This is a genomic window from Flavobacterium aciduliphilum (genome assembly GCF_003268855.1).
In the GTDB taxonomy this organism is placed as follows: Bacteria; Bacteroidota; Bacteroidia; order Flavobacteriales; family Flavobacteriaceae; genus Flavobacterium; species Flavobacterium aciduliphilum.
This window is the reverse complement of the sequence record NZ_QLSZ01000013.1, coordinates 64,004-75,880: the sequence shown is the minus strand read 5'-3', so window position 1 is coordinate 75,880 and position 11,877 is coordinate 64,004. Positions and strand designations below refer to the sequence as shown.

Annotated in this window: 12 protein-coding genes; 2 read left to right on the top strand and 10 right to left on the bottom strand. The window is 32.3% G+C overall.

What is annotated here, in order from left to right:
* Positions 1-154: 154 nt before the first annotated feature.
* The 4 genes from CLV55_RS12020 to CLV55_RS12005 form a co-directional block, all read right to left on the bottom strand.
* Positions 155-1,249, bottom strand: a complete 1,095-nt coding sequence (locus CLV55_RS12020) for an endonuclease (protein ID WP_112114045.1) — start codon at positions 1,247-1,249, stop codon at positions 155-157.
* Positions 1,250-1,255: 6 nt separating this feature from the next.
* A complete protein-coding gene (locus CLV55_RS12015) occupies positions 1,256-2,470 on the bottom strand; it encodes an RsmB/NOP family class I SAM-dependent RNA methyltransferase (protein ID WP_112114044.1) in 1,215 nt (404 codons plus the stop codon).
* Positions 2,471-2,620: 150 nt separating this feature from the next.
* The gene (locus CLV55_RS12010) at positions 2,621-4,603 is read right to left on the bottom strand and encodes a KUP/HAK/KT family potassium transporter (RefSeq protein ID WP_112114043.1); all 1,983 of its coding nucleotides are present in this window, start codon (positions 4,601-4,603) and stop codon (positions 2,621-2,623) included.
* Between the two features lie 102 nt (positions 4,604-4,705).
* Positions 4,706-5,857, bottom strand: a complete 1,152-nt coding sequence (locus CLV55_RS12005) for a hypothetical protein (protein ID WP_112114042.1) — start codon at positions 5,855-5,857, stop codon at positions 4,706-4,708.
* Between the two features lie 126 nt (positions 5,858-5,983).
* On the opposite strand from CLV55_RS12005, the gene CLV55_RS12000 reads away from it, so the two are divergent.
* The gene (locus CLV55_RS12000; protein ID WP_112114041.1) at positions 5,984-7,033 is read left to right on the top strand and encodes a WD40/YVTN/BNR-like repeat-containing protein; all 1,050 of its coding nucleotides are present in this window, start codon (positions 5,984-5,986) and stop codon (positions 7,031-7,033) included.
* Positions 7,034-7,086: 53 nt separating this feature from the next.
* On the opposite strand, the gene CLV55_RS11995 is transcribed toward CLV55_RS12000, so the two are convergent.
* The 4 genes from CLV55_RS11995 to CLV55_RS11980 form a co-directional block, all read right to left on the bottom strand.
* Positions 7,087-7,554, bottom strand: a complete 468-nt coding sequence (locus CLV55_RS11995) for a sensor of ECF-type sigma factor (protein ID WP_112114040.1) — start codon at positions 7,552-7,554, stop codon at positions 7,087-7,089.
* Positions 7,555-7,560: 6 nt separating this feature from the next.
* Entirely contained in the window at positions 7,561-7,989 is a 429-nt protein-coding gene (locus CLV55_RS11990; protein ID WP_112114039.1) for a hypothetical protein, read from the bottom strand.
* Positions 7,990-8,019: 30 nt separating this feature from the next.
* On the bottom strand, positions 8,020-8,562 hold the full coding sequence (locus tag CLV55_RS11985; protein WP_112114038.1) for an RNA polymerase sigma factor: 543 nt from the start codon (positions 8,560-8,562) through the stop codon (positions 8,020-8,022).
* 72 nt (positions 8,563-8,634) lie between these two features.
* The gene (locus CLV55_RS11980) at positions 8,635-9,726 is read right to left on the bottom strand and encodes a GyrI-like domain-containing protein (RefSeq protein ID WP_112114037.1); all 1,092 of its coding nucleotides are present in this window, start codon (positions 9,724-9,726) and stop codon (positions 8,635-8,637) included.
* A gap of 353 nt (positions 9,727-10,079) precedes the next feature.
* Here CLV55_RS11980 and CLV55_RS11970 point away from each other — a divergent pair, with 353 nt between their 5' ends.
* Positions 10,080-10,466, top strand: a complete 387-nt coding sequence (locus CLV55_RS11970; protein ID WP_112114036.1) for a pyrophosphohydrolase domain-containing protein — start codon at positions 10,080-10,082, stop codon at positions 10,464-10,466.
* A gap of 160 nt (positions 10,467-10,626) precedes the next feature.
* On the opposite strand, the gene CLV55_RS11965 is transcribed toward CLV55_RS11970, so the two are convergent.
* Together CLV55_RS11965 and CLV55_RS11960 are read right to left on the bottom strand one after the other, a co-directional pair.
* Positions 10,627-11,082 (bottom strand): hypothetical protein, encoded by a 456-nt coding sequence (locus tag CLV55_RS11965; protein ID WP_112114035.1) that lies wholly within the window; start codon positions 11,080-11,082, stop codon positions 10,627-10,629.
* 106 nt (positions 11,083-11,188) lie between these two features.
* A complete protein-coding gene (locus CLV55_RS11960) occupies positions 11,189-11,809 on the bottom strand; it encodes a hypothetical protein (protein WP_112114034.1) in 621 nt (206 codons plus the stop codon).
* Positions 11,810-11,877 lie beyond the last annotated feature (68 nt).

Here is an 11,877-nt window from a genome sequence, read left to right as displayed (position 1 = left end):
TCACAAGAATAATGCTTCTTTAAAACTAATTCTACACATTCTAACTTAAATGCATAATCATACTTGACTTTTCTTTCCATAAAAATACCCCCAAATAGTGTCTAACTTTTTGGGGGCAGTGCAAATTTGAGCGTTTTTTTTCTTTTAATCATATTTATTCTATAATTATTTTCTTGATTACCGATTGATTATTCGCATTGATTTTTAAGAAGTAAAAACCCTTCGGAATATCATTTATCGTGTAAGTATTATTATTTAAAAGGGGATGTTCAAGTTCTTGTAAAAGTTGTCCATTGATAGCATACAACTGGATGTTATCTAAAAGAAGAGTACAGCTTATAGATACACTATGATTATTTGAAGGATTTGGAAATACTGATAGTGATGAAAAAGCATTATCGAAAACCTCTTTTTTTAGTAAGGAACCCCATATTAATTGGGCATATTCTGGATGGTCAATAAACGGATTTCTGTTGCCTTGAACAGCGTATATAGCATTGTTTCTGTCAATTTCTTTTTGACTAACAGGATCAGCTAGATGCCAGCTAAAAAGCATGTCTAAATACCATTGTTCAAATACTTTGTCGCTACTGCCATCCAATATGGTATTTCCATTTGGGTCTAGTGTTTGCCAACTTGCAATAGCATCTTCATAGCATGTGGCTACATAGAAATAGTTTCGTGCAAAATCCCCTTTAAATTCATCTGAGGGCTCTAAAACTTGTAATCCTTGGGAGGTGTATGGATAATTTGGTGTCGCACAATTTCCAATTTTAAAACCGTTTCCATATGTTGTAGTTACAGAAGGACTTACAGTTGCATAAACAATGCTTCCTCTCATTGCATTGTCTTTTTTGTCAGCAGGCATTACAATAAAGGCATCAGAATACATTGGGTATATTTGTCCACCAAACCAACTTTTAGGAAACGTATGTTCTTTGTTATAACGCTGACATTCAGCATTACCTTGTGTTCCATCGTCTTGTTGACCTCCATTGACTACAGCTCCAAATACAAAATTACAATTAGAATATATATCCCATACATAGCCATTAGGACGTAAATCGGAAGTTTGGAATAAAGACCATAATCCAGATCCATACACCAATTGTGTGTGTGGATTGATAATTGTTTTTAACTGTGTTTTTAATGTAAATCCAGTTCCCGTTGCATTGTTGTAATATCCAGCTGGAATTTGAGCAACAGCAAAAAAGCTACTTAAAAATAATAGGTATAGATGTTTTTTCATAAAAATTTATTGGTTTCGTTCTAATAATGCCATATAAAATCCGTCAAATCCAGTTTCTGAGGCAAGGATACTCATATCTTTTACAAAAGTAAATTTTTTCCCATTTTCAGTCGTCAGAAATTGATTCACTTGTTCTTTATTTTCAGAAGGAAGAATAGAACAGGTTGCATATACAAGTTTTCCGCCTGGTTTAACCATTTTGGAATAGTTATCTAATACTTCTGCCTGAACGTTTCTGATATTATCAATAAACTCGGGTTGTAATTTCCACTTCGAATCAGGATTTCTTTTCAATACACCCAAACCAGAGCAAGGCGCATCAATTAACACTCTATCGGCTTTTTCGTGGAGTTTTTTGATGACTTTAGTAGAATCTATAATTCGATATTCGATATTGAAAGCACCATTTCTTTTGGCTCTTAGTTTTAGTTGCTTTAATTTACTTTCATACAAATCCATGGCGATTAATTGACCCTTATTTTGCATTAAAGAAGCCATGTGTAGTGTTTTTCCTCCCGCACCTGCGCAAGCATCTACCACTCTCATACCAGGCTGTACGTCCAATAAAGGGGCAACCAATTGCGAAGAGGCATCCTGAACTTCAAATAATCCTTCTTTGAAAGCATCTGTTAAAAATACATTGGCTCGTTCTTTAAGTTGAAGGGCATCAGGTTGATGTTCCAAATATTCCGTTTCAATATTAGCGTCCATCAATAGTGCACGAAGTTTTTCTTTGGTTGTTTTTAAAGTGTTTACTCTTAAAATAACTTTGGCTTGTTGATTTTGAGCTGCGATTTCTTTTGTCCAAAGAGCCTCGCCTAATTCTTTTACACCCAATTCATCCATCCAATCTGGAATAGATTCGCGCATTTTTCGTACTTTAGAGAGTTCGTCAAATCGGCCTTTAATTTTGCGTTCTGGAGTTCCTTCCAATTGTCTCCAATCAGGAATAGGATAACCTCTTAGAACAGCCCAAACGGCAAACATTCTCCATAAATCCTCACGATCATAGGGTTCTTTAATGTTTGCAATTTCAGCATATAATCGTTTCCATCGTACAATTTCATAGATGGTTTCTGCAACAAATTTTCTATCGGCACTGCCCCAGCGTTTGTCTTTTTTAAGGGCTCGTGCTACTACTTTATCAGCATACTCTCCTTCATTAAAAATAGCATTTAGAGAATCAATGGTAGTGTAAACTAAATTTCGGTGTAATCTCATTTTATACAATAATAACAATGCGAACTAGGATGATTTATCCTTAGGTCAGCCTACAAAGGTATTGCTTTTTTATAGAAAGAAAAGAAGTATTCTAAAAAAACTATTACGATTTTAGAATACTTCCTAGTATTGAGTTGATTCTGATATACTTTAGTGAATTCTTTTCATGTCAATGATTTCTGGAGCATGAAGTACCATAGGAAATTGTTCTACTTTTACGGAACTACTGTCCAAACCAAACCCTTTTTCTTCAGATAAACTGAATTTTTTCATAAAGAAGTAGGCGTTCATAATGATATTTTCAAAGAAGGTTAAATCACTATCGTTAGATAAAAACTTTTCTGAAAGTACAAATTTAAAATCTCCAATAATGTTATTTTTGTTAAGCGATTCATATCGACTAGTAATATCTACTTCACCTTTACTAACCATATCTTTAATCACTTCTTTAAGCATCAAATTGATTTTAGTGGCCTCTCTAAATCCTAAATAAAAATCAACACGATACAAGTCATCAGGGATTATTTCTACAACTTTAAATTCTTTTTTATAAGGCTCGCTCAAAATATTAACGTGAACAAACCAATACAAATCAGCTCTTTTTGGACGTTTTTGAAGAATTGAGTACATGACTTTTTCTTCAATTTCATCAGAACGATTGGAGTTGGTCATGTATACCAAATGTGTCGCATATTTAGGAATTGACAAATCGACACTTAATTCGGCAAGTACTTTTTTATAAGCATCAATCTTAACCATTTTAGTGTAATTTTTGCTGATTTTTTTAGCTAAGTACCAAATAGACATGACACTTATCAGTATAATAGCAATGAATAAAGTCACAAAACCACCATCCATGAATTTGGTAATATTTGCTGCCAAGAAACTGAATTCAATGGCTAAATAAATCAGAATCAAGGGTGCTATAAAATACCATTGCACACGTTTCATGATTAAATAATAATTTAGCAATATAGTTGTCATAATCATACAAAGTATAATAGCTAAACCATAAGCGTGCTCCATATTACTCGATTCTTGAAAATGCCAAACAATTCCTACACAACCAAAAAATAATAGCCAATTTATAGAAGGGATATACAATTGACCTTTTACATCTGTTGGAAATTTGATGCGGACTTTAGGCCAAAAGTTTAAACGCATAGCTTCATTAATTAGAGTGAATGATCCACTAATTAAAGCTTGTGATGCTATCACAGCTGCTAATGTTGCTACTACAATTCCAAATGGTTTGAACCATTCAGGCATAATTAAATAAAAAGGATTCGAATTGTGGGCACTCAATTGAAGTAAGGTTTTTCCTTGGTGAGACAACAAATAAGCACCTTGGCCGAAGTAATTAAGCACTAACATAGTTTTGACAAACATCCAGCTAATGCGTATATTTTTTCTTCCACAGTGTCCCATGTCAGAATATAACGCTTCAGCTCCTGTTGTACAAAGAAATACTGCTCCTAAAATAAAAAAGCCTTGATCACTCACATCACTAGTGAGCAAGTGATAGGCGTAATAGGGATTTAATGCTTTAAAAACTTCAAGATTAGTTACCATTTGTAAAACACCTAAAATTCCTAACATGGAGAACCATATTAACATCATTGGAGCAAAAAATTTACCAACTAATTTAGTTCCAAATTGTTGTATAGTAAAAAGAACAAACAATATTGAAATCACTATAGGAACCGTTGGAATATCTGGATTGAAAATTCGTAACCCTTCAATCGCAGAGGAAACAGAAATGGGAGGAGTAATGATTCCATCCGCCAAAAGCGCACTTCCTCCAATAATAGCAGGAACAATCAACCACTGTATTTTAGTGCGTTTAACCAAAGCATACAATGCAAAAATTCCACCTTCTCCATGATTATCAGCACTTAAAGTTATGACAACGTATTTCAGGGTAGTTTGTAAAGTTAAGGTCCAAAAAATACACGATAACCCTCCTAAAATTAAATCTTTAGAAATAGCACTGTCTCCAATGATAGAATTCATTACATATAATGGGGAAGTACCAATATCGCCATAAATAATTCCTAATGTGATAAGTAATCCTGCTGCTGTGAGTTTACTATGCAGGTGATGATGACTATGGCTATGGCCCGTTGCACTCATATATCAAATTTAAAAAAGTTTACAAATGTATTACTTTTCAAAAAATGTAATAAAAAAAGCATCGATTTTTTTCGATGCTCTTTTAGTTTTATATTAGATAAATTAACGTCTTCCTCCAAACGAACCCCTACTACCTCCAATTCGTTCAAAATTAGTTCTTACACTTCCATTGTTTAAATTACTTCGTTCACCACGAGGGGATGAATTAATGTTTGGTGTATTTCTTGGCGTATTGTTATAAGTTGAAGGGCGTGGATTGAAATTATAGCTAGGGCGTGGCGTATTGTAAATTGGAGGATTGTTATCAGAATTTCTAGGATTATTAATATAGGTACTTCTAGGAGTATCATGAATTGCTTGATTGGATGTGTTATAAAAATTTCTTGGATTTTCATGATATAATCCCTCATCAGAATGTCTAGGTGTGTTAAATGAATTGGTTCTTGGATTATCAAAATTTCTTGGTCCTTGATTCATAGTTGTATTGATGTCTCCATAAGCTACATCATGACGAGGTCTAGTTTGATCCAATTCATAACGATTTGAAAAGCCTCTATTACGATATTCAAAAGCACGCATAGGAAACATCATTTCACAATAATTACCCCTTCTTCCATAATATAGTGCGTATGCCCATCCACATATTCTGAAATTTACATAGTGATATTGGTAGTTAAAATTAATGCATAAACCAATGTGGTATCTGTATCTAAAAATAGGGTAGGGACTCCAAGCATAATAATATGCAGGATAGTAGCCCCAATACCAATTTGAAAAATAAGGTCGATAATTAGGGGTCCAAAAATAACTGCATAGTAAAGGTGTACTGACATAAACGGGTTCGTAAATATAGTTGGCACCATACAAATAGCTATTTCCTACAACTTGGATTTGGGCTTGATTGTTGTTTGATGGTTCAATTTCTATTGTAGCAACATCTTGATATTGGTTTTGTCCTAGTACAGCTTGAATAACCACGATATGAACATTTTTCTCAATAGACTCCACTACCCGTAAATAATCGACTTGGTTGTCATTATTTAAATCTAAATTTGAAATTTGTGTTTTAGGATCGTTAAGTCTATATTCAAAGTCGGCTAAGTCTTTGGAGTCACCAAATAAGGAAGCAACAGCACGCAAGTCCAAATTATCACTAATTTCAGAACTAGTTGGAGTGACTGAGAGGTTATTTTGAGCAAATGTTTGAGCAAAAAATAAACTGAAAATAAGCGAAAGAATACCAGTAGTTTTCATAATTAAAAATTGTTAAAGTTACTACTCTTTTTTATAAATACTATTTCCAATATCCATGCCAATAGTAAATAATTTGTAAAGTATTAACAAAATATTATGTAATTTAGCAATTCATATTTTATACTCATGAAGCGTTTATTCATTTTATTTTTGATTTGCTTTCAAAGTTTTGTTTTTTCTCAAACGAATCTTCAATCTATTTCTTATCCAAAAAACATTTCTTTAGACACGCTTTTGACTGATGTTATAAGCATTAGAGCTATAACGGTATCACCAGAATTTGTATGGTATGCCGCCGATAAAAATCGTGTGGGAGTTATCAACCTTAAATCGGGCTATAAGGAAGAAATAAAGATTGAACATGATGGACTAACATTAGAATTTAGAAGTATTGCTCAAACTAAAAAGTATATTTTTATTTTATGTGTAGGAACCCCCGCCTTGTTATTTCGTCTTTCAAAGGATTTAACACAATATGATTTAGTTTATCGTGAAGAACATGAAAAGGTATTTTATGACAGTATGCAATTCTGGAATGAACAAGAAGGGATGGCAATTGGGGATCCAACGGATTCATGTCTTTCGTTAATTCGAACTCATGATGGAGGCATGACTTGGAATAAACTAACCTGTGAAAAATCTCCTAAAATTATAGAAGGAGAAGCCGCTTTTGCATCGAGTAATACAAATTTGATTTCGAAAAAGAATTGTCTTTGGGTGGTAACGGGAGGTAAAAAAGCACGTGTTTTTTGCTCTAATAAACAAGGAACTATTTGGACTTCATTTGACACACCTATACAACAAGGTTCATCTATGTCTGGAATTTTTACAGCCGATTTTTACGATAAATATCACGGATGTATTGCAGGAGGGGATTATGAAAACCCAAGTGACAATTTGAAAAACATTGCTTTCACATCAAATGGAGGAAAAACATGGTCTATTCCCAATAACGTGCTTGATTTTGGCTATACTTCTTGTGTGCAATATGTGCCATATTCTAATGGGAGACAATTACTAGTTGTTGGGTCTAGTGGTGTTTTTTATACAAGTGATACAGGATTTACATGGAGAAAAGTAGCAAATGATTCATCACTCTTTACCATCCGTTTTATTTCAAAAAAAGTAGCTATTGTCGCAGGAAAGAACAAAATAGTTCGATTGCGGTTAAATTAAAAAAAGCCGAATGTTTGTCAATCCGGCTTTAATCTTGAAAAAAGTAAAAAAGATTAGCGTCCTATTTTTCTGTCGCGATATTGTTGTAATAATTTTTTACTGAACTCTTCCTCAGCACGCTTTAGTTTTAAAATTTTAACAGCAGGGAGTATGCCTTTCAAATTGGAAATAAACTTTTTCTTTAATTGATACAACTCATCTTCAGTACTTTCCATTTGAACTAAAAGTGTTGCAGCATCTTTTTCTGAAAGATTGTCTAATCTATCGTCTTTTCGGTTAAGAAAAGCTTTTATTTTTTGTTTTCGAATCTCTTGTTGTTTGTCCTCAAAAGCATTAAAAACAGGCCAAAATTTGGTCGCTTCATCGGGTGTTAATTGCAATTCTTCTGTAATGAATGCAATTTTAAGGGCCTTAATTTGTTCTTTTTTTTCTTTAAATCGTTCTCTTAAAGGTCCAATTTGTGCTGTGGAGAGGAGGGTAAAAAATAAAAAACTTACTGATAATAGGATTGTTTTTTTCATGTTTAGTTAGTTTGTTTCATTTGTAATATAATATTCTAAATCACTATTGGTCGAAAGGGTTTCTTCTATAACGTTATGTTCGATAGGTTTTGATACTTTTAACTGTTCGATGTCTTTTTGATCGAGGGCATTGATTACATCGTCATCGGTAAGGGTGGTGTGATGAATCAAATAATGTTCTACTTCATCATTTGATAGTTCGTTACTCGCATTATTTTGGATATGATAAGCGACTGGTAAGGATAAGGTTAAAACGAGAATAGCTGCAACAGACATACTCCATTTTTTTACCTTTTTATGAAAAGAAATAACTTTTACAGTAGAATTTTTAGTTGTTTGATGCAGTACTTTTTCTGAAAATTGTTCGAAAAAAGCATCTGATACTAGAAAACCCGTAGTTATTTTTTCAGCATTTGTAAGATCTATATTTTTCATATTTCTTTGACATTATTAAAATAGAAAGGTTTAATGGTTTAGTAAATATTCTTCAATTTTTTTCACGGCATGATGATAGGAAGCTTTTAAGGCTCCCACAGAAGTACCCAATATTTCAGAGATTTGTTCGTATTTGAGTTCTTCAAAATATTTCATTTTAAAAACCAATTGTTGTTTCTCTGGTAATAGAGCTATTGCTTTTTGTAATTTTAATTGTATAGAATTTCCATCAAAATAGGGATCAGTAGCCAATGCATCTATGCTTTTACTTTGTTGCAGTTCGATAGACATTCCATTTCGTTTTGCTTTTTGGTTTAAAAAAGTAATCGCTTCATTTGTAGCAATACGGTACATCCATGAGAAAAGCTTACTCTCTCCTTTAAAATCTTTTAGATAGTGAAAGACTTTTATGAAGGTGTTTTGTAGCACATCGGCTGCATCATCATGGTCAATAACAATATTTCTAACATGATGGTATAAAGGTTTTTGATAGTCGCGCACCAACTTCTCAAAAGCACTATTTTGTGTTTGAGGATTTAGTAATGCTTCTATAAATTTCTGTTCTTCTGTCAAGACCCCTTTTTCTATTGGAATAAAGATACTAGAAAAGGTTTAAAATACTTATAAATTTATACATTTTTTAGCTTAAGGAATTTCGTTTGAAATAGTTCCCGATACTGCTGTAGAATCGACGGTCTTTTTCACTAAAATTCGAGTTGCTTTAGGATATACAGGAATGTAAATTTCTGTAATCCATTTTGAAGGTTGTTTGATGTCTTTTCGTCCTTTGAGGTATACCTCAAGAATTGGAGAATCTGAAATTCGTTGGTAATGGTTTTGGGAAATGTAATTCAGTGCTCTTTTCCATGCCTGTTGTGTGTGGGAATAATCCCCAGTCAATGTAGTTTTTAAATAAGTGTTTCTGGGTAAACTACCACTTTCCATATCACTTCCCGAATTAATATATATAGAATCTCGAATAGGCATGCAAACAGATAAATTAATAGCGTCTTGCTGTCTATCGTATTTGTGATACATGATAAATAAGGGACCACTTTTACGAATGGAATTTTTTGTAAAAAAATGTTCCATTCGAGGCACCATAATTTTTACATAATGATCTATGTTTTTTTGAGAACAAGAAGTAAATTGTTTGATATAACGTGTTTCAGGTCTTGTTACAACCCCATTCACTTTAATTTTATAGGTGTTTATTTCATGGTCGAGAACCGTGTTTAATTGGTCTAAACTTTTTTCAAAAGCATTGCGAATTGTTTGCGAGACACCTCCTTCAAAAAAAGCTTTTACTTTCGATTTAAAATCAAGTGTTCCTTTGCTGCAGCAAGTTACTTTTGTACCACCAATAGTATCTTTAAATTTCCATGAAAGAGTAGAAACTTTATCATTTTTTAGAAACCATTGCGCAATACTGTCGTTTTCTTTAACAAAAAGGGTTTTTAAGTGCCCTTTTTCATTCGGACTCGACCAAGAACATGACGCTCCAACACCAGAAGTATTCTCGGGAAAAGTATAGGTCAACGTATTTTCATCAGAAGACCATTGCATAAATGTTTCCCAATTTCGATAATCATTTACAAAGGTAAAGGTTGTCTTTTTCGGATTTTTAATGATTTTACTTATACAGACATCATAGTGAGGTCTTTGAGTTGCAATAAAAACGGTGAGTCCAATCAGGAACAACAACAACAAGAGTATAATATATTTAAAAATACGCATACGACCTTTATAAAAGCGATGTAAATATAAGAAAATTAATGAATCTTTATTAATATATCAAAAAAACTGAAGTAAAAACTATAATTGTATTGAATTAATGTTTGAAAACTATTTTTATTATAAATAGTAAAATTACGAAAGCAATAAAGCCGAGTAAAATTTTGTAATTTCCTTTGTAGAATAAAGCGTGTAAAGCTTTGTCTTTTCTGTAAGCATATATCATGCCTATAACAAATGCAATAATGAAAAATCCAGCAAAAAACAATTGACCTTTAGAAAACATATTTTTTTCAACAAATTTATGTATTTGCTTCGATAATTTGTACTTTGGCATCTAAATAAATTATTAAAAGATGCAAAAACAATTACAAGCTGTTCAAGAATTTCATTCCGCTTTTGGAATTGGATACAGTGAAATTCTTCGAGGGACATTAGGAAATGATAAAAATAGGTTACGTTTTAATTTGATGAAAGAAGAGAATGAAGAATATCTTCAAGCTGTACAAGCTGACGATATTGTCGAAATTGCTGATGCTTTGGGCGATATGCTTTACATTTTGTGTGGAACAATCATAGAACATGGCTTGCAACACAAAATTGAGGCTGTTTTCGATGAAATTCAAAGAAGTAATATGAGTAAATTAGGAGAGGATGGTAAGCCTATTTATCGTGAAGATGGTAAAGTTCTCAAGGGGCCTAATTATTTCAAACCTAATTTTGACACTATTTTGCGATCCTAATAAAATTTAATCAATTTTCATAAAAATAGGGATTATTTAATTCCGTTTATGAGTGCTGAAAAAAGAACAAATACTACAAAAACAATCCATAGAATTAATCCTGTAGTCAATTTATAGCTCATGTATTTTTCAAGTAAACTTTGACATTATTGATCATGACCTAATTACGTATGGTTCGATTTGTAATATTTTCATCATATTTTTCATGAAAAATTTCAAGTTTTTGTCTATTAATTGTGCCATCTGGGTTTAGTACTTTTTCAGAAAGAAGCCATGTAATCATTTTTTCCATATTTTTTCTTGAATTCATGCCTAGACCTGCAAAAACTTTACTTTTGTTTTTGGACTCTATTTTAATTTTTTCTGTTAAAAAGTTTAAAACAAAATAATCATCATCTAAATAATTTGGTGTTTCATTTTGATCGAACCGGAAAAATAAAATTTCATCATCGTTAAGTAATGAATAAAAAGAATGATTAAAAATATTTGATTTTTCATATTTTAAAAATTCTTTACCATCTAGAAGGACTTTGTTGTCTTTTATTTCAATTTCTTGAGCTACAACATTTGTATAAGTAATAGAAAATAGAATTAGTGCAATAAATAGTTTTTTCATTTGTTAAAAAGTAAATTAATTGAATTAAAATCTAGATCACAAATCTAGTTTTTTTGATTGATTAGGAAAGTAATATTTAAAAACTTTAAATTTTATCATGAATAGTTTAAAAAATAGTGTGTTTTTTTCGGAGTCGATGCCTTCGGCTTGTTTCGATAATTCTCAATTTGTTTGTTAAAATTCCCCCTTCATTCCGCATTAAACCATAACGAAAATAGAGTCCGAAAAAACTTTTATTCATATCATTGTAATTCCCAACAAAGTCAACATTTCCAAAAACAAATCCAAGCCCCCAATGCGCTTCAATTTGAGCAAATAGGGTAGAAGAAATCTCCATCATGACTGGGGTTTTGGATTGAAAGACATAGCCAGCACCTACAGAAATTTCGTTGCTAAAAATACCAAATTGACAGGCATCCATTGTAAGTCTGAGTTCGGTATATTTGATGCTTGTACTATCGATTACGGAATGTTTGTACTCTCCTAATGCCAAACCCACATCAACAGAGCCAAAGGATTTTCCAATTTCAATATTACGAGTTATTCGTTGTGATAAGGTTTCATTTTTAGCATCACCTCCTGTTGTTAATGCTGTAAACATTGAACGACCATACCAAGAGCTTTTTACATCAATTACGGTGTCTTTTTCTACTACTGTCGTGTCTTTTACCATTTGTGCTTGAAGGGTAAAGCTGAATAAAAAGACAAGGAAAATGATTTTTTTCATCTCGTTTTTTTGGTTTTAATGGGCTAAGATATTCAAAAAAAGAATACTATTTACGAAGCAGTACAAAA

Excerpts from the sequence above, each read along its gene's own strand:
- CLV55_RS12020 (WP_112114045.1), bottom strand. The coding sequence starts at position 1,249 with ATGAAAAAACATCTATACCTATTATTTTTAAGTAGCTTTTTTGCTGTT.
- CLV55_RS12015 (WP_112114044.1), bottom strand. The coding sequence starts at position 2,470 with ATGAGATTACACCGAAATTTAGTTTACACTACCATTGATTCTCTAAAT.
- CLV55_RS12010 (WP_112114043.1), bottom strand. The coding sequence starts at position 4,603 with ATGAGTGCAACGGGCCATAGCCATAGTCATCATCACCTGCATAGTAAA.
- CLV55_RS12005 (WP_112114042.1), bottom strand. The coding sequence starts at position 5,857 with ATGAAAACTACTGGTATTCTTTCGCTTATTTTCAGTTTATTTTTTGCT.
- CLV55_RS12000 (WP_112114041.1), top strand. The coding sequence starts at position 5,984 with ATGAAGCGTTTATTCATTTTATTTTTGATTTGCTTTCAAAGTTTTGTT.
- CLV55_RS11995 (WP_112114040.1), bottom strand. The coding sequence starts at position 7,554 with ATGAAAAAAACAATCCTATTATCAGTAAGTTTTTTATTTTTTACCCTC.
- CLV55_RS11990 (WP_112114039.1), bottom strand. The coding sequence starts at position 7,989 with ATGAAAAATATAGATCTTACAAATGCTGAAAAAATAACTACGGGTTTT.
- CLV55_RS11980 (WP_112114037.1), bottom strand. The coding sequence starts at position 9,726 with ATGCGTATTTTTAAATATATTATACTCTTGTTGTTGTTGTTCCTGATT.
- CLV55_RS11970 (WP_112114036.1), top strand. The coding sequence starts at position 10,080 with ATGCAAAAACAATTACAAGCTGTTCAAGAATTTCATTCCGCTTTTGGA.
- CLV55_RS11965 (WP_112114035.1), bottom strand. The coding sequence starts at position 11,082 with ATGAAAAAACTATTTATTGCACTAATTCTATTTTCTATTACTTATACA.
- CLV55_RS11960 (WP_112114034.1), bottom strand. The coding sequence starts at position 11,809 with ATGAAAAAAATCATTTTCCTTGTCTTTTTATTCAGCTTTACCCTTCAA.